This window comes from Paucibacter sp. XJ19-41, assembly GCF_028462495.1.
In the GTDB taxonomy this organism is placed as follows: domain Bacteria; phylum Pseudomonadota; class Gammaproteobacteria; order Burkholderiales; family Burkholderiaceae_C; genus Roseateles_E.
The window spans coordinates 1-16,980 of the sequence record NZ_JAQOWX010000118.1 but is presented as its reverse complement, the minus strand read 5'-3'; the positions used below and the strand labels follow the sequence as shown (position 1 = coordinate 16,980).

Here is a 16,980-nt window from a genome sequence, read left to right as displayed (position 1 = left end):
GCCCAGCCCCGGCCCGAGCAGGCCGCCGAGGGCCTGGGCGCCGCGGCGCAGCCGTATCGCCTCGGGCAGCTGTGCCGTCGCGACCAGCTCCGGCAGGATGCTGGCCTGGGCCGGCAGCAGCAGGGCCTGGGCCAGCAAAGCCAGGCCGCCGCAGGCGCACAGCAGCGGCAGGCTGTAGACGCCGCTGGCGGCCAGCAGGGCCAGCGCCAGCGCGTCCAGCAGCAGGCCCAGCTTGCCCAGCCGTATCAGCAGCCGTTTGTCGCAGCGATCACCCAGCGGCGACAGCAAAGGCATGGCCAGCAGCGAACACAGCGCCATCAGGACGCCATAGCGGCTCAGGTCCAGGGCGCCGCCGTCCCGCGCGATCCACCAGGCGATGCTGAGCTGGCCCACCGCAGCGGCCAGCAGGCTCAGCATCTCGCTGAGCATCAGCAGGCGCACGGCCGGCGCACAGGCATGGATACGGGCGCGCAGTTGCCGCATGGGGTCGTCCTCTTGGATGGCTGGGATGGCGGGCAGTCTAGAAAGCCGGGGCCGGCTCGGTAAGACTCAGGCGCGGGCCGTCGGCATCGATACAGGGCCGAGCTGTATCGATGCGGCCGTATGGTCTGTGTATCGATGCAGCGCCGGCAATTGACGCTATCGTGGCGACCCCGCGACTCGTCTGCTTTGCGTGAACCCCAGCCCTTACCGCTACCGTGCCCTGGCCGCCCTGCTGACCGAGCAGTTGCGTGCCGGCCTGTACCCGCCCGGCAGCCAGCTACCCTCGGTGCGCCAGCTCTGCGTCGAGCATCGCGCCAGCCTGGCCACCGTCACGCATGCGCTGCATCACTTGGAGGACGTCGGCCTGATCGAGGCCAGGCCGCGGCGCGGCTTCTTTGCCTGTGCCCCGTCGTCGCCGACTGCGGCACCGGACCCCGCGCCAGCGGCAGCCATCGCGCTGGCCGGCCGGCGCAAGCGCCTGATCGAGCTGGCCGCGACGCGGGCGGACTGCTTGTCGCTGAGCCATCTGGCCCTGCCGGCCGCCTTGCTGCCGCTGCCGGCGCTGCAGCGTCTGCTGATGCAGCAGCTGCGCAGCGACGCGGCCGTGCTGGGCACCGGCATGGTCTATGGCTCGACGGCCTTGCGCGNCGCTGGCCGGCCGGCGCAAGCGCCTGATCGAGCTGGCCGCGACGCGGGCGGACTGCTTGTCGCTGAGCCATCTGGCCCTGCCGGCCGCCTTGCTGCCGCTGCCGGCGCTGCAGCGTCTGCTGATGCAGCAGCTGCGCAGCGACGCGGCCGTGCTGGGCACCGGCATGGTCTATGGCTCGACGGCCTTGCGCGAGCAACTGGCGCTGCGCTCGCGGCGCCTGGGCTGCCGCTTCGATGCCGAGGACATCGTCGTCACGCAAGGTGAATCCGAGTCGCTGGCGCTATGCCTGCGGCTGCTGGCCAAGCCCGGTGAGCTGATCGCGGTGGCCAGCCCCGCACCGTTCCACGCGCTGGAACTGATTGCCAGCCTGGGGCTGCGCGTGCTGGAGATTCCGGCCTCGGCCGAGGCCGGTTTGTCGGTGTCTGCGCTGGCGCTGGCCGCGCAGCAGCACCAGCTGGCCGCCTGCCTGCTCGAGCCCAACTTCTACCGCGTCACCGGCAGCCGGATGAGCGACGCCGCCAAGCAGGCGCTGGCAGCCCTGCTGGCCGAGCACAGCCTGCCGCTGATCGAGTGCGACATGATGGGCGAGCTCTATCACGGCGCCCAGCGGCCGAGGCCGCTGAAGGCTTTCGATGGCGACGACCGCGTGCTGTACTGCGGCAGCCTGGCCTGCATCACCGGCCCGGGTTTCAGCCTCGGCTATATGGTCAGCGGACGCTACCGTCTGCAGCTGCGCGCCGAGCGCACGGTGCATGGCGAGCTCTTGCCCGCATTGACCGATCAGGTGCTGACGGCCTTCATGGCCGGCGGCGGCATGGACCGCCATCTGCGCCGGCTGCGCCAGCGCCTGGCCGCGCAGCTGCAGGCCTGGCGCGAGGCCGTGCTGGCCCACTTCCCGCCGGGCACGCGGGTCAGCAGCGCGGATGGCGGCTATGTGCTGTGGCTGGCGCTGCCCGGCGGCCTGGACGCCTGCACGCTGCTTGAAGAGACCCGGCGCCGGGGCTACAGCTTTGTGCCCGGCGCGGTCTTCAGCATGGGCACGCAGTTCGACCATTGCCTGCGGCTGACGGCCGGCCACCCGCTCGATGCGACGCGGCTGCAGGGCATCCGCTGCCTGGGCGAGTCGGCCGCCCGCTTGCTGGCGGCCGGCAGTTCCCGGCGCCGCGTCTCAGAGCCAGCCTAGCAGCAGCTCCGGCGGCCGGGCGATCAGCGCACGCCGGCCGTGCACAACGATGGGGCGCTGCAGCAGGATGGGGTGGGCGGCCATCGCCGCCAGCAGGGTCGGCTCGTCCAGCGACGGATCGGCCAGGCCCAGGCGCTGGTACTCGTCCTCACCGCTGCGCAGCAGCTCGCGCGCCGGCAGGCCCAGCAGGGCCAGCAGGCCCTGCAATTCAGCCACATCGGGCGGTGTCTTCAGGTACTCGATCACCGTCGGCTTCAGGCCCTGGGCCTGCAGCAGGGCCAGGGCTTCGCGGGACTTGGAGCAGCGGGGGTTGTGATAAATCGTGGTCAGCATGGCGCTAGGGTAAGCCATGAGGCCGGCGCCGGCTGCGCTCGCTACCCTCAGCGGCTCGTTGGAGCGCGAGGCGGAGGCCCGATGACCACCAAACAACAAGACGATGCCTACCTGGCACTGCGCGGCGCGTTCCGCTGGCAGGTGCCCGAGTATTTCAATATCGCCGAGGCCTGCTGCGGTCGCTGGGCCCGCGAGACGCCCGAGGCCACGGCCGTGCTGTTCGACAGCGACAGCGGCTGCCGCGCGCACTACAGCTACGGCCAGCTGCAGCGCGCCGCGAACCGGCTCAGCAATGCGCTGCGCCGCCTGGGCGTGCAGCGCGGTGACCGGGTCGCGGTGGTGCTGCCGCAGCGCTTCGAGACTGCGGTGGCCCAGATCGCGATCAGCCAGCTCGGCGCGGTGGCGATGCCCTTGTCCATGCTGTTCGGCCCCGAGGCGCTGGAGTACCGGCTGCAGGACAGCGCTGCGGTGCTGGCCCTGGTCGAATGCGCGGCGCTGGAGGCGGTGCGCGGCGTGCGCGCGCGTTGCCCGGCGCTGCGCCGTCTGATCGTCGTCGGCGAATGCCAGGCCGACTGTGACGAGATCGGCTGGATGGCCGCGCTGCAGGCCGAGGATGCCCGCTTCACGGCCGAGCGAACCAAGGCCGACGAGGCCGCTGTGCTGATCTACACCAGCGGCACGACCGGCCCGCCCAAGGGCGCGCTGATCCCGAACCGCGCGCTGATCGGCAATCTGAGCGGCTTTGTCGCCAGCCAGAACTGGTTCGGCTTCGACCCGGCCGCGCCGGAGAAGGGCACGCAGGCGGTGTTCTGGAGCCCGGCCGACTGGGCCTGGACCGGCGGGCTGATGGATGCGCTCTTGCCGACGCTGTACTTCGGCCGGCCCATCGTCGCCTACCAGGGCCGCTTCGCGCCGGACAAGGCTTTCGAGCTGATGGCCGCCCATGGCGTGACCCACACCTTCTTGTTCCCCACCGCGCTGAAGGCGATGATGAAGGCGTTGCCGCGGCCGCGCGAGCGCTATGCGCTCAAGCTCGAGGCCATCATGAGCGCCGGCGAGGCGGTCGGCGATGCGGTGTTCGCCTACTGCCGCGAGCAGCTGGGCGTGACGGTCAACGAGATGTTCGGCCAGACCGAGATCAACTATGTGGTCGGCAACTGCAGCCGCTTCTGGCCGGCCCGGCCCGGCAGCATGGGCCGGGCCTATCCGGGCCACCGGGTCGCGGTGATCGACGCCGAGGGCAAGACCTGTCCCCCGGGTGTGGCCGGCGATGTGGCGGTGCATCGGCGCGATGTGCACGGCCATCCCGATCCGGTGTTCTTCCTGGGCTACTGGGGCCGCGCGGACGCGACCCGGGCCAAGTTCACCGGCGACCCCGAGGACAGCTGGTGCCGCACCGGCGATATGGCGCTGCAGGACAAGGACGGCTACCTCTGGTATCAGGGCCGCAGCGACGATGTCTTCAAGTCGGCCGGCTACCGCATCGGCCCCAGCGAGATCGAGAACTGCCTGGTCAAGCATGCGGCGGTCGCGAACGCCGCCGTGGTGCCCAAGCCCGATGCCGAGCGCGGCGCCCTGGTCAAGGCCTATGTGGTGCTGGCGCCGGGCCGGCACGGCTCGGCGGCACTGATCGCCGAGCTGCAAGCCCATGTCAAGGGCCGGCTGGCGCCCTACGAATACCCCAAGGAGATCGAGTTCATCGAGGCCCTGCCGATGACCACCACCGGCAAGCTGCAGCGCGGCGTGCTGCGGCGGCAGGAGGAGGAGCGGGCGCGGGCAGCCGGCGTTACTGCGCCCTTGAGCTCGTCAGCCGCACGCTGAGCCGCGCATCGGCCGGCGCCAGCAGGCGGGCCGCGTCGGGCCAGGGCTCGGCGCCGGTCAGCGTGGTGCAGGGCGGGCTGGGCTTGTCCCTGGGCGCGTCGGGGTCGCGGTCCTTGGGCTCGGCCGCCAGCGGCAGGCCCAGCAACTGGCCCTGCTCGTCGCGCCATTCCAGCTCCCATTTGGGTTCGGCGCTGCAGACCCGCACGCCCTGGATCTGCGGGAACAGCCAGCGCGCATACCAGGGCAGCAGCTCGCTGCGCAGGGTGCGGGCGATGCCCATGATGCGGCGCACCGTGGCCATGCTCAGCTGGTCCGGCGGCGTGGTCAGGCGGATGCGGCCCTGCATCTCGGCGGCGCCGCGCGGGATATTGCTGGCCAGCTCGGCCCCCTTGGCCTGTTCCGGCGGCAGCAAGGGCAGCTCGAAGCGGCCCTCGGCGTCGACCTTGATCGGCAGATAGCCCTCCTCATGGGCCACCGCCAGCTTGGGCGCGGGCTGGGCCGCGAAGGTCTTGGGCCCCAGCTTGAAGTCCATCACGATCAGGCCCTGGCCGTATTTCTTCAGCCCCTGCAGCATGGTGTTCATGCGCTCGTAAGGCATCGCGGCGGGGTCGCGCACCAGACCGACCTGGACGGTCTCGAGCTGGGCGGGTGGCGGCGTCTGCGCCAATGCGGCGGGCAGGGCGATGAAGTACAGCAGCCAGATCGGCTTGGTCATGGGGGACTCCCTGGTTGATCGGATGGTTTGTTGGCTCAGCGTCTGCACTTGCCACGCGCCTCGGCCAGCAGCCAGAAGGGCGCGCTCAGCAAGCCCATGCCGGAGCCGGCGAACTCGCCCTTCAGGCAGTCGCCATCGGCGCTCTTGGCGATGTCCTGGCCCAGGCGCTGCTGGGCGGTCTCGGGCAGGGACTTCGCCTGCGCCGCTTCAGGTGCGCTCAGCGCGGCCTGGCGCACCGCGCGGCGGGTGGCCTCGCTGTCGAGCAGCGAGGGCAGGGGGGCGGAGGCAGGCGGCGCGGCGGATGGGCTGACGGCGAGCGCGGGCGCTGCGGTGTCTGGGACGGGCGGCGGTGTGCTGATCGCGTGGGCTGCCGGCCGCGCTGCGGCGCGTGGCTGTGGGATGCCGGTCGGTCTGCGCGCGGTCGGTGCCGGCTGTGGGCGGGCTACTGGTCTAGACAGGGGCTGCAGGCGCAGGCTGATACGCTGCGTTGCGGGTTTTTGGCCCGGTGTGGGCGAGCCGCCCTGAGTCAAGAGCAGCCACAACAGGCCGTGGATCAGCAGCACCAGCAGCAGCGCCGGCCTGGCCAGGCGCCTGATCATGCGTCCGGCCCCTCGCCGGGCGCTTCCGGCCCGGCCTCATAGCCCAGCAGATCGCCGGGCTGGCAGTCCAGCACCGCGCAGATGCGCGCCAGCGTCTCGAAACGCACGCCGCGCACCTTGCCGGATTTCAAGAGCGAGAGATTGGCCTCGGTGATGCCGATGCGCTCGGCCAGCTCGCGCGAGCGCATCTTGCGCCGCGCCAGCATCAGGTCCAGGGTCACGAGGATGGGCATGCCGCTTGCTGTTCTCAGATGAACTCGGCGTTCTCGCGAGCCAGCCTCGCGGCCTCGGTCAGCACCGTGCCCAGGGCCAGCAGCATCAGACCGAAGAGCAGGCTCAGGTAGTGCTGGGACGACAGGGCGAAGATCAGCAGCCGCTGGCCGGGCGGATTGGCCCAGGTCAGCGCCAGCACGATCAAGCTGTGGCCCAGCGGCAGCGCCGCCGCCAGCATGATCATCGCCCAGCCCAGCCGGCGCAGATGGCGGGCGGGCTGCGGGGTCAGCAGCTCGCCGCGAGCGTAGCAGCCGAACATGGCCCAGACCTGCCACAGCGCCCACAGGCTCACGCCCACCGGCAAGGCCGTGGCGAGCAGGCCGCCCAGCCGGGCTCCGCTGTCGAGTTGCACGGCCTTCAGCCCCCACTCTCCCAGGGCCACCCGTGCGACCCAATCCGGCTGGCTCCAGAACAGCGGCAGCAGCAGCAGCGGGGCCACCCCGCCCAGCAGGGCCAGGGCCTGCACACTGAGGGAGAGCCGGCGCAGGCGCTGCGGTCTGGTCTTGATGGAGGGCGGCATGCGAGGGGGGAGGTTTGTCTGAAATTACTGTAAAACAATAAAAAATAGATGTAAAGCAAAAAGTATCCGGGCGCATAGCGAGCAGCGATGGCTGGCCGCGACTTGCGGCACACTGCCGCCTGATCAGACCTGCATGCAGCAGGAGCCAGGAGTAGAGAAAGATGGAATTCACCACATTGGGCCGCTCGGACCTGCGCGTCAGCCGTATCTGCCTGGGCACGATGACCTTCGGCGAGCAGGTCGACGAGGCGGCCAGCCATGCCTTGCTGGACAGCGCCGTGGCCCAGGGCATCAACTTCATCGACATGGCCGAGATGTACCCGGTGCCGGCCCGCGCCGAGACCTTTGCCGATACCGAGCGCATCATCGGCCGCTGGCTCGGCAGCCGGCCGGGCCTGCGCGAAAAGCTGGTGATCGCGACCAAGGTCAGCGGCCCCTCGCGCGGCTATGGCTGGATACGCCAGGGCTCGCCCGATCTGACGGCCGCCGACATCATCAGCGCCTGCGAGGCCAGCCTGCAGCGCCTGCAGACCGACCATATCGACCTCTACCAGATCCACTGGCCGGCCCGCCATGTGCCGATGTTCGGCGGCCAGTTCTTCGAGCCGGCCAAGGACCAGCCGGTCACGCCCATCCTGGCCCAGCTCGAAGCGCTGGGCCAGCTGGTCAAGGCCGGCAAGGTGCGGCATATCGGGCTGTCCAACGAGACGCCGTATGGGGTGGCCGAGTTCGTCCATCTGGCCGAGCAGCAGGGCCTGCCGCGTGTGGTCTCGGTGCAGAACGCCTACAGCCTGGTCAACCGCGTGCCCGAGAACGGGCTGGACGAGGCGCTGTACCGCCACCAGGTCTCGCTGCTGGCCTACTCGCCGCTGGGCTTCGGCACGCTGACCGGCAAGTACGATGCCAACGGCCTGGCCGACCCGACGGCTGGCCGGCTGGCGCTGTTCGAGAGCATGAAGAAGCAGCGCTGGGCCCGGCCCGAGACGCTGGCCGCGGCGCGGCGCTACAACGCGCTGGCCCGCGACCATGGGCTGACGCCCACCCGCATGGCGCTGGCCTGGTGCTATGGCCGCTGGCAGACCGCCAGCACCATCATCGGCGTCACCAGCCAGGCTCAGCTCGACGAGGACATCGCCGCCTGGGGCACGGTGCTGGCACCCGAGCTGCTGGCCGAGATCGACAAGGTCCGCTGGGAGATCCGCGACCCGGCGCAGTGAAGCTCAAGGGCTAAAATCCGCCCCGCGATGCGCGCCCACACCTCCTTCCACCGCTGCACGGCCTTGCTGGCCGTGCTGGCGCTGCTGTGGACGGCCCTGGTGCCGGGTCTTGCCCATGCGCTGCAGACTCGCTCGGACAGCGTCTGGATCGAGGTCTGCACGGTGCAAGGCCCCGGCTTTGTGCGCCTGGACACGGCGGCCCTGGCCGAGGATCCGCTGGCGCCGCTGGAGCTGGGCAAGAAGAGCAGCCCCTGGGGCGAGCACTGCCCGCTGTGCACACTGCCCATCGATCAGGCGGCCCCGCCGCCGACCCTGCCCGCCGGCGCCTCGCCGACCCTGGGCTTCGAGCGCCCGCTCGCTTTCTGGCGCGCCCCGCGCCTGCTCGCCATCTGGGCCACGGCCCAGGCGCGTGCGCCCCCGCTGACGACCTGACAGTCCCTTCTTCGCTCCCACCGATTTCGCCGGCCCTGCCTTCTTGATGGCAGCGGCCGGCCTCACTGTCATGTCCGTCAATGAACAAACATCTGATCAGCCCCCTGGCGCTGGCCGTGCTGGCCTGCACCCATGCCCACGCCCATCAACATGAACAATTGCAGCCGGTCCTGGTCACCGGCAGCGCCCAGCGCAGCGGCCTCGACGAGGCCGCCGGCAGCAGCTCCCGCCTGGGCCTGAGCCTGCGCGAGACCCCGGCCAGCGTGACCGTGGTCTCGCGCGACGAGATTGAGCGGCGGGCCTATGTCAACACCCAGGAGGTGCTCAAGAGCGTGCCCGGCGTGGTCTTTGCCGACCCGCCGGGCTCGGCCGGCACGGTGTTCTACCGCGGCTTCGGCTCGGGCTCGCTGTCCCAGCTCTATAACGGCATCAGCGTGCAGTACGACGCGATCGCCGCGCGGCCGCTGGACAGCTGGCTGGTCGAGCGGGTCGAGGCCATAGGCGGTGCCTCGAGCTTTCTGAACGGCTCCGGCGCGGTGGGCGGCACGATCAATGTGATCAGCAAGATCGCCGATCGCAGCGGCGACATCAGCCGCCTGCGACTGAGCCTGGGCGACCGTGGCGCCCAGGGCTCGGCCAGCCTGCAGCGCAGCCTCGGCGAGCAGGTCCTGCGAGTCGAACTCAACCGCAACGAAGGCGCGCTGTGGACCCAGGGCCGCGAGCGCTCGGCCTGGCAGGCCAGCGCCTCCTGGCTGGCGCCGCTGACTGCGGGCCTGACCCACACACTGGCCGTCGAGCGCCAGCACGAGAAGGTGACCCAGCCCTACTGGGGCACACCGATGCTGCGCGCCGCCGACGGCACGGTGCCCGCCGGCCAGCTGCACTTCGATGCCGCGACCTTGGGCGTGAACTACAACGTGCTCGATGGCCGCTACCAGCAGGACGTCAGCTGGGCTCGCTCCATCCTCGAATGGAAGCTCAATGACCGCACGCGGCTGAGCCACACCCTCTACCTCTATGACGCGCTGCGCGACTACGAGAACGTCGAGACCTATGTCTTCAGGAACGGCAATAGCGCGGTCGAGCGCCGCGATGCGCTGCTGCAGCGCCATGACCAGCGCGTCTGGGGCAGCCGCACCGAGCTGAGCCACGGCAGCGAGATCGCCGGCCTGCGCTCGGACTTCGCGGCCGGCATCGATTGGAGCTTCAACCGCCAGACCCGCTTCCCGCTGTCGGTGCCGGGCCCCTTTGGCAACACCGATCCCTACCAACCCGCCGCCAGCTACTTCTACAGCACCCCCGGCATCAAGCCCGGCTACAACCCCGGCGCCAGCAATCTGCTGCGCACGCTGGCGCTGTTCGTCGAGAACCGCACCGTGCTGGGCAGCGGCTATGCCCTGGTCAGCGCCTTGCGCTGGGACCGCATCGCGCTGGATGTGCGCAACCACCGCACGGTCACGGCCACCAACCCGGCCCTGTTCACGACCGACTTCAAGCCGCTGACCGGCCGGCTGGGCCTGGTCAAGGACCTCAGCAAGGACTGGCAGATCTATGCCCAGGCCAGCAGCGCCGCCGACCCGCCGTCCGGCGTGCTGGCCACGGCCGGCTTCAGTGCGCTGCGCCGCTTCGAGCTGACGCGCGGCCGCCAGGTCGAGATCGGCAGCAAGCTCGCCTTCGACCAGGGGCGCGGCCAGGCCACCGTGGCGCTGTACGACCTGCGCCGCAAGAACTTCTCCATCACCGACCCGAACGACAGCACGAACGCGCTGCCTGTCGGCGCGCAGAGCAGCCGCGGCCTGGAGCTCAGCGCGCATTGGCGGCCCAGCGCCCAGCTGAGCCTGAGCGGCCAGCTGAGCCACACCCGCGCGCGCTACCAGGCCTTCACCGAAGGCACGGTCTCGCGCGCCGGCCAGACCCCGGCCAATGTGCCGACCTGGGTGGCCGGCGCAGCGCTGGACTGGCAGCCGCTGCAGAGCCTGGGCCTGGGCCTGGACTGGCGCCATGTCGGCAAGCGCTATGCCAATGTCGCCAACACGGTCTGGGACGGCGCCTACAACCTCGTCGGCGCCAGCGCCACGCTGAAGATCGACCGCCAGACCACGCTGCAGGCCCGCGTCGACAACCTCGGCGATGAACGCTATGTGGCCAGCCTCAGCAGCAACCTGCCTTATCTGGGCGCGCCGCGCAGCGTCAGCCTGGCGGTGGACTGGAAGTTCTGAGCATGAGACTCAAGCGTTGGCTCTATCTGCTGCATCGCTGGGCCGGCATCGCGCTGTGTCTGGTGATGGCGCTGTGGTTTCTGTCCGGCATGGTGATGATGTATGTCGGCTATCCCAAGCTCACCCCGGCCGAGCAGCTGCAGGGGCTGGCACCGCTGCCGGCGCAGGGCTGCTGCGTGCCGCTGGAACAGGCGCTGCAGGCCGCCGGTCTGGACAAGGCGCCGACGCAGTGGCGGCTGAGCTCGGTGGCCGGAGCGCCGCGCTATCTGTTCAGCGACGCCCGTGGCAAGACCGTCGTGGCGGTCGATGCGCGCAGCGGCGCGCGCATCACCGGCGTGGACGAGGCCCAGGCCGTGGCGGCGGCCGCGCACTTCGCCGGTGGCGCTGCGGCGCGCAGCCTGGGCCCGGTGCAGGAGGATGCCTGGACCCATTCGCGCGCGCTCGATGCCCACCGGCCGCTGCACCGGGTAGCGGTCGATGACGGCCGCTGGCTCTATATCAGCGGCGTCAGCGGCGAGGTGGTGCGCGATGCCAGCCTGACCGAGCGGACCTGGGGCTGGCTGGGCGCCTGGCTGCACTGGCTCTACCTCTTTCGCGGCGGGGCGCTGAATGCCTGGTGGACCGATATCGTGATCTGGCTGTCGCTGGCCGGCGGCGCGCTGGGGCTCAGCGGTCTGGTGGTCGGCCTCTGGCGCTGGCGCTTCAAGGGCCGCTACAAGAGCGGCTCGCACTCGCCCTATCGCGGGGCCATGGCGCGCTGGCATCACATCCTCGGCCTGCTCGGTGGCACGCTGGCGCTGAGCTGGGTGATCAGCGGCCTGCTGTCGATGAATCCCTGGAAGGTCTTCGAGGCGCAAGGGCTGAAGCCCGATCGCCAGGCCTATGCCGGCGGGCAGCTGCAGGCCGGCGCGGCGCCGCCGGCCGATCTGGTGCTGGCCCGCCTGGCGGCGCAGGGCTTCGAGGCGCGGCTGCTGGAGTGGCGCCGCATCGGTGGCGCGCACTACGTCTGGGCCCAGAGCGCCAGCAGCGCGCGGCTGCTCGATGCGCGAGGCGAGGTGGTGCCAGGTCTTGACGAAGCGAGCCTGGTGACGACGGCCCGCGCCATGCTGCCTGGCGCGCCGCTGCTGCAGCGCCAGTGGCTGCGAAGCTACGACGCCCACTACTACGCCCGCGAGGCCCACACGATGACCGGCCAGCGCGAGCGCCCGCTGCCGGCGCTTCGCCTGGTCTTCGGCGACGCGCTCGCCCACCACATCGTGCTGGACCCGGCCAGCGGCGCGGTGCTGCAGGTCAGCAACAGCCACCAGCGGCTCGAGCGCTGGCTGTTCGCCTTTGCGCACAGCTTCGATCTGCCGCAGCTGCTGGCGCTGCGGCCGCTATGGGATGGCTGGATGCTGGTCTTCAGCCTGGCCGGGCTGGGCCTGAGCCTGACGGGCGTGGTGATGGGTTGGCGCCGGCTTGCAATCCGCCGCCACGCCCCCTGATAGGCTGCAGTGTTTGACAAGAGTCTTCCCACCATGCACCTCGTCTGCCCCGCCTGCGCCGCCACCAACCGCGTGCCCGAAGCCAAGCTCGAAGACCAGCCGGTCTGCGGGCGCTGCGGGGCCGAGCTGATGGCGGCGCGGCCGGTCGATCTGAGCGACGCCAGCTTCGCCGCCTTTGTCGGCAAGACCGAGCTGCCGGTGCTGGTGGACTTCTGGGCCGACTGGTGCGGCCCCTGCAAGATGATGGCCCCGCATTTCGCGCAGGCCGCCGCCCAGCAGCCGCTGATCCGCTTCGCCAAGCTCGACACCGAGGCCAACCGGCAGACCGCAGCGGCCTACAACATCCGCAGCATCCCGACCTTGATGCTGTTCCAGGGCGGCCGCGAGATCGCCCGCCAGGCCGGCGCGCTGAGCGCGGCCGATCTGCAGCGCTGGCTCCAGGCGCAGCTGAGGGGCGGCTGAGGGGCGGCTGAGCCGCCGTGATTTGACGGGTCGGCGGCGAGTGGGCAAACTAGTCAGATAACTGGTTTGTTTCGGAGGTCCACATGCAGACATGGCCTGTGCAAGATGCAAAAGCAAGGTTCAGCGAGTTTCTGGAGGCCTGCCTGTCCGAGGGGCCGCAAATGGTGACCAAGCGCGGTGCCGAGGCGGCCGTGCTGGTGCCGGTGCAGGAGTGGCACCGGCTGCAGTCGGCGGCGCGTCCGTCGCTGAAGCAGTTGCTGTTGTCGGATCAGGCCCGCGCCGAGCTGAGCCTGGCGCCGCGTGGGCAAGCCAGGCGGCGCCAGGTCACCCCGCTGGGCTGATCCGCGCCACTCCGGCGCCACTTATTCATGTACCTGCTCGACACCAATGTCGTTTCCGAGCTGCGCCGGCCCAGGCCGCATGGCGGCGTGCTCGCCTGGCTGCAGGGTGTCGATGACGCGCAGCTCTTCCTGTCCGCCGTCACGCTGGGTGAGATCCAGGCCGGCATCGAGCTGACGCGGGAGCAGGACGAGGCCAAGGCCGCCGAGATCGAGGCCTGGCTGGGCTTGGTGGCCAGCAGCTACAACGTGTTGCCGATGGACGCTGCGGCTTTCCGCCATTGGGCCAGGCTGATGCACCGCCGGTCCGACACGCTCTATGAGGACGCGATGATCGCGGCCACCGCCGCCGTGCATGGCCTGACCGTGGTGACGCGCAATGTGGCGGACTTCAAGGCGCTGGGCGTCGAGGTCTTGAACCCGTTTGCCAGCGGCGCTAGGACGAGTCGCTAAACCGGCGCCAGCCGCAGCGCCGAGCCCGGCACGCAGGCGCAGGCCAGCAGCTCGCCCGGGGCCAGGTCTTGCGGTTTTTCCAGCAGCCATTGCACCTGGCCGTCCAGCAGGCGCATGCGGCAGCTGCCGCAGCTGCCAGCGCGGCACTCGGCCGACGGCGCCAGGCCGGGGCGGCTCTCCAGCAGGCTCAAGAGGCTGCCGCCGGTCCAGCTCAGCTGTTGCTCGGCGCAGGCCACGTCGAAGGGGCCGCCGCTGATGGGGGCGGCCACGGCAAAAGCCTCCTCATGGACGGCCGCGTCCGGCCAGCCGGCCTCGTGCAAGCTCTGCTTCAGCCAGGCCGAGAAGGTCGATCCGGCGCACAGGAACAGCTGCTGCCCGGGCCGGGGCGGCGGCAGATCGCTCAAGGGCAGTCGGCCGGCGCGCAGCAGCGCGGCCCAGGGGGCTTCGCTGGCTATCTCGGGCTCGCCGGTGACGTGCAGCTGCACCCGCGCGCCGGGCCGCTGCGCCAGCGCCCACAGCTCGCGCGCATAGACCAGCTCGGCGGACTGGCGCACGGTCCAGAACAGCGCGAAGGGCAGGCCGCGTGCGGCCGCCCATTGCGCCATCGCCAGCATCGGCGTGATGCCCACGCCGCCGGCCACCAGCACCAGGCTGTCGGCCTCCTGCTCAGCGGGGCTGAAATGTCCGCGCGGCAAGCCGATCTCCAGCCGCTGGCCGGGCCGCAGCCCATCGTAGAGCCGGCGCGAGACCTGACCCCCGGCCTCGCGCCGTATCAGCAGCTCGTACTCGCGAGGCCGGCCCGTCCATTGCGCCAGCGAGTAAGCCCGGCGCGGCGCCCGGCGCTCGCCGGGCAGGGCGGGTGCCGCGACCAGCAGATGCTGGCCGGGCCGGAAGGCCGGCAGCGGTAGGCCCAGGCGGGCGCGCAGGCGCAGGCGCAGCAGCTCGGGTGTGGGCCGCTCGCAGGCAATGAGGGTCAGACGTCGCCAGCCCGGCTCCAGCCGGCCGTGGCGCCACAGCAGGCCACGCAGCAGCAACAGCAAGGCCCAGACCAGCAGCAGGGCGCAGGCGCCCAGCACCAGCAGGGCCGGCAGACTCATGCTCAGGCGCGGACCGGTTCGCCGCTGGGATCCGAGGCGGCCTCGGGCGCGGCGGGCAGGGTGGCGCGCAGCCGGGCCTGCTGGCGTTCGCGGCGCAGCCACATCACGAGGCCGGTGATGGTCAGCAGGGCCATCGCGCCGCCGATCAGGTCGATCCAGACCCACTCATAGTCCTTGCCGAAGAAGAACTGGCCGGTGTGCAGGTCCATCACCAGCTTGGAGGCGGTCATCTTCTCCTCGGGCAGGGTGGCCGGTGCGGCGGCCAGCAAGGGCAGGTGGGCCGTGCTGGGTTTGAAATCACGGCCCTCGGGACCGGCGGCATAGACCTCGGTCTTGGTGGTCACCAGCCAGCCCTCGGCGGTCTTGCTGATGCCCCAAATATCGCCCTTCATCACGCGCTCGGCGCGCGGTTCGGCCGCGCCGGTGTCGATGCGGTACAGGCCGTATTTGCCGCCGGCCAGCAGCACGCCGCCGCTCTCGGCCAGCGCGCGCAGCTCGGTCGGGCCCGCGACGCTGTGCAGCCGCTCGCCACGCTGCACGATCAGGCCGCGCTTGGCCGCCAGCCACTGGCTGCCGTCCGCCGCGACGAGTAGCTGGCGCAGCTCGGGGCGGGCCTCGGCCCGGACCTCGGTCTTGTCGCCCAGCGCGATCTGCTTGAGCCCGAGTGCCTTGTCATGGGCGATCAGCACCGCCGTCAACGAGACGATCAGGATGGGCAGGGCCAGGATCACGCTGACCCATAGATGCCAGGACCTGACGCTGTGGTTCTCGCGCTGGCGCAGCTGCTGAACAAGGGACTTGAGGCTCATCGGGGACTCCTTGGCTTGGGGCTTGAGGTCGTTGGATTGGGTTCAGAACAGGGTTTCGACCGACAGCGAGACACTGCGCACACCGGTCTCCAGCTCGCGGGTGATGCTGCTCAGCGCGCCGTTGGCGGCATGGCTGTGCTTGAGCTTTTCCTTGTCGGTGTTCAGCACATTGTTGGCGGTCAGACGCACAAACACATGGGGCTGGACCTGCCAGGCCGCATAGAGGTCGAGCAGGCGGGACTGCGATTCGGCGTTCTCATTGAGCACGGTCTGCGGTCTTGCGGCCAGCACATTCAGATTGAAACCGGTGCGCCAGGCCGGGTTGATGCGCCAGTCGGCGCCCAGATTGGCGGCCCAGGGCAGCTGGTCCTTGGCGCGGGTCGTGATGCCGCTGGCGCTGTCGGTGACCCGCGAACCGAGCCGGCTCAGATTGCCTCGCACGCTCAGCGAGGGCAGGCCCAGCTCATGCAGGCCGAGGTTCCAGTCCAGCTCCAGGCCATAGACCTTGCTGTGGCCGGACATATTGAAGGGGCGCTCGATCCAGCGGCCACCTTCCCGCACCTGGCGGCGCTGCACCAGGTCGCGGATGTCCTTGTGGAAGGCGTTCAGCGCGATCACGCCGCGATCACCCTTCAGATAGTGCTCCAGCCCCAGATCGAAACCGACGGCCCGCTCCGGCTTGAGCCCGGGGTTGCCGCCCTTGTCGGGCTTGGCCGAGCTGCCGTCGGCGCTCTCGATGACCGGGGACAGGTCTTCCAGCTTCGGCGTCTTGGTGGTGGCGGCCAGGCTGGCGCGCAGCTGCCAGTGCGGCCGTATCTTCCACAGATAGTGGGCGCCGGGATTGAGCAGGCTGTGGCGGCCGCTGCGCTCGGCGCCGAGCTGGTCGCGGCCCGTGGTGCGCAGGCTCTCGGCGCGTGCGCCCAGGCTCAGCTGATGGGCGGGGCGCAGCTGCCAGCGGTCCGAGAGCCAGACGGCCAGACGCTGCTCATCCAGTGCGTAGGCATCGCCCCGGCCGGGCGGCTTGCTGCTCTCGCCCTTCTTCGGATCGATATTGATCGTGTGCTTGTCGCTGTCGCGCTCGCTGTGGGCCAGCGAGACGCCGGCCTCGATCTGGTGGTGGCGAGCCCAGGGCCGGCTCAGGCTGGCGCTCAGCGCCTGGCGCTGCTCGTCGATGCTCACATCCTCCAGCGCGGTGGCCGTCAGCAGATTCTTCGCGTCATAGGTCCATTTGGTCTTGGGGCGGCGCTCGCTGGCCTGGCTGTGCGAGGCCCGCAGCTTCAGCTCGCCGCCGGCCAGCGGCTGCTGCCATTGCAGGGCCAGGCGGCCCAGATCGCGGCGCTTGTCTTCCTGTTCGTTCTCGGCGCCGGCGAACTTGGCGGCGGGCGCGCTCGGCGTGCCGCCGCTGTAGCGCGGCTTGGTCTTGGCCTTGTCCTCGTCGGCGCGGCTGAAGAAGCCGTCCAGGGCCAGGTTTTGCCCCTGGCCCAGCTTCCAGACCAGCTTGGGCGCCAGGCCCAGCTCCTGGATGCGCACCAGTTCGGTCTCGAGCTCGCCGCTGCGGGCGTCGAGGCTGCCGTCGGCCTTGTACTTGATCTCGTCCTTGCTCTTGGTCTTGGGCTCGACCCGCTTGATCGCACTGGCGCTGAGCATCCAGTCGAAGCGCTCGCTCTGCCGGCCCAGCGTCATCGAGGCCTGCTGGCCGTCATGGCGGCCGTTGCGATGGACGCTGAACTGGAAGGCGTTGATGTCGGCCGCGCTTTGCTTGAGCACGATATTGATGGTGCCGGAAATGCCGCCGCCGCTCTCGCCGGCCAGCGGCGAGCGCAGGACCTCGATGCGCTCGACCAGATCCATCGGGATGCGGTCGGTCTGCATCTGCAGCTCCTTGGTGCCGCC

The 16,980-nt window shown here is 70.5% G+C and carries 17 protein-coding genes and 1 pseudogene; 9 read left to right on the top strand and 9 right to left on the bottom strand.

Annotated features, from left to right (window positions below; genetic code table 11):
- Nucleotides 1-483, bottom strand: a pseudogene (locus PO768_RS23225) (MFS transporter); the annotation flags it as partial.
- Between the two features lie 190 nt (nt 484-673).
- Between PO768_RS23225 and PO768_RS29330 the strand changes: the two are divergent.
- Nucleotides 674-1,396, top strand: a complete 723-nt coding sequence (locus tag PO768_RS29330) for a GntR family transcriptional regulator (RefSeq protein WP_442953287.1) — start codon at nt 674-676, stop codon at nt 1,394-1,396.
- A gap of 904 nt (nt 1,397-2,300) precedes the next feature.
- Here PO768_RS29330 and arsC read toward each other — a convergent pair.
- Nucleotides 2,301-2,645, bottom strand: a complete 345-nt coding sequence (gene arsC / locus PO768_RS23215) for an arsenate reductase (glutaredoxin) (protein WP_272647950.1) — start codon at nt 2,643-2,645, stop codon at nt 2,301-2,303.
- A gap of 84 nt (nt 2,646-2,729) precedes the next feature.
- Here arsC and PO768_RS23210 point away from each other — a divergent pair, with 84 nt between their 5' ends.
- Nucleotides 2,730-4,469 (top strand): acyl-CoA synthetase, encoded by a 1,740-nt coding sequence (locus PO768_RS23210; RefSeq protein WP_272647948.1) that lies wholly within the window; start codon nt 2,730-2,732, stop codon nt 4,467-4,469.
- On the opposite strand, the gene PO768_RS23205 is transcribed toward PO768_RS23210, so the two are convergent.
- The 4 genes from PO768_RS23205 to PO768_RS23190 are packed head-to-tail and all read right to left on the bottom strand — an operon-like array spanning nt 4,435 to nt 6,576.
- The gene (locus PO768_RS23205) at nt 4,435-5,184 is read right to left on the bottom strand and encodes a hypothetical protein (RefSeq protein ID WP_272647947.1); all 750 of its coding nucleotides are present in this window, start codon (nt 5,182-5,184) and stop codon (nt 4,435-4,437) included. The genes PO768_RS23210 and PO768_RS23205 overlap by 35 nt on opposite strands.
- Nucleotides 5,185-5,219: 35 nt before the next feature.
- Nucleotides 5,220-5,783 carry a hypothetical protein gene (locus PO768_RS23200; protein WP_272647946.1) on the bottom strand — a complete coding sequence of 188 codons (564 nt, stop codon included), beginning with the start codon at nt 5,781-5,783 and terminating at the stop codon, nt 5,220-5,222.
- Nucleotides 5,780-6,016: a helix-turn-helix domain-containing protein gene (locus PO768_RS23195; RefSeq protein WP_137945174.1), complete on the bottom strand. Its 237-nt coding sequence runs from the start codon at nt 6,014-6,016 to the stop codon at nt 5,780-5,782. The genes PO768_RS23200 and PO768_RS23195 overlap by 4 nt, the downstream gene beginning before the upstream one ends.
- Before the next feature lie 14 nt (nt 6,017-6,030).
- A complete protein-coding gene (locus tag PO768_RS23190) occupies nt 6,031-6,576 on the bottom strand; it encodes a DUF2975 domain-containing protein (protein WP_272647945.1) in 546 nt (181 codons plus the stop codon).
- Between the two features lie 161 nt (nt 6,577-6,737).
- Here PO768_RS23190 and PO768_RS23185 point away from each other — a divergent pair, with 161 nt between their 5' ends.
- The 7 genes from PO768_RS23185 to PO768_RS23155 all read left to right on the top strand — a co-directional run bounded on the left by PO768_RS23185 (nt 6,738) and on the right by PO768_RS23155 (nt 13,181).
- Nucleotides 6,738-7,793, top strand: coding sequence for an aldo/keto reductase (locus PO768_RS23185; RefSeq protein ID WP_272647944.1), 1,056 nt, complete (start codon nt 6,738-6,740; stop codon nt 7,791-7,793).
- 27 nt (nt 7,794-7,820) lie between these two features.
- Nucleotides 7,821-8,225, top strand: a complete 405-nt coding sequence (locus tag PO768_RS23180; protein WP_262969733.1) for a DUF2946 family protein — start codon at nt 7,821-7,823, stop codon at nt 8,223-8,225.
- An 80-nt stretch (nt 8,226-8,305) separates the two neighbouring features.
- On the top strand, nt 8,306-10,444 hold the full coding sequence (locus tag PO768_RS23175; RefSeq protein WP_272647943.1) for a TonB-dependent receptor: 2,139 nt from the start codon (nt 8,306-8,308) through the stop codon (nt 10,442-10,444).
- A 2-nt stretch (nt 10,445-10,446) separates the two neighbouring features.
- Nucleotides 10,447-11,928, top strand: a complete 1,482-nt coding sequence (locus PO768_RS23170; protein WP_272647942.1) for a PepSY domain-containing protein — start codon at nt 10,447-10,449, stop codon at nt 11,926-11,928.
- 33 nt (nt 11,929-11,961) lie between these two features.
- Nucleotides 11,962-12,390: a thioredoxin TrxC gene (gene trxC / locus PO768_RS23165; RefSeq protein WP_272647941.1), complete on the top strand. Its 429-nt coding sequence runs from the start codon at nt 11,962-11,964 to the stop codon at nt 12,388-12,390.
- A gap of 83 nt (nt 12,391-12,473) precedes the next feature.
- The gene (locus PO768_RS23160) at nt 12,474-12,731 is read left to right on the top strand and encodes a type II toxin-antitoxin system Phd/YefM family antitoxin (RefSeq protein ID WP_272647940.1); all 258 of its coding nucleotides are present in this window, start codon (nt 12,474-12,476) and stop codon (nt 12,729-12,731) included.
- Nucleotides 12,732-12,758: 27 nt separating this feature from the next.
- Nucleotides 12,759-13,181, top strand: a complete 423-nt coding sequence (locus PO768_RS23155) for a type II toxin-antitoxin system VapC family toxin (protein WP_272647939.1) — start codon at nt 12,759-12,761, stop codon at nt 13,179-13,181.
- Here the strand turns inward: PO768_RS23155 and PO768_RS23150 are convergent.
- The 3 genes from PO768_RS23150 to PO768_RS23140 form a co-directional block, all read right to left on the bottom strand.
- Nucleotides 13,178-14,278 carry a 2Fe-2S iron-sulfur cluster-binding protein gene (locus tag PO768_RS23150; protein ID WP_272647938.1) on the bottom strand — a complete coding sequence of 367 codons (1,101 nt, stop codon included), beginning with the start codon at nt 14,276-14,278 and terminating at the stop codon, nt 13,178-13,180. The genes PO768_RS23155 and PO768_RS23150 overlap by 4 nt on opposite strands.
- A gap of 2 nt (nt 14,279-14,280) precedes the next feature.
- Nucleotides 14,281-15,087 (bottom strand): PepSY-associated TM helix domain-containing protein, encoded by an 807-nt coding sequence (locus PO768_RS23145; RefSeq protein ID WP_272647937.1) that lies wholly within the window; start codon nt 15,085-15,087, stop codon nt 14,281-14,283.
- A 42-nt stretch (nt 15,088-15,129) separates the two neighbouring features.
- The coding region (locus PO768_RS23140; RefSeq protein ID WP_272647936.1) for a TonB-dependent receptor plug domain-containing protein at nt 15,130-16,980 on the bottom strand (1,851 nt) is incomplete at its 5' end.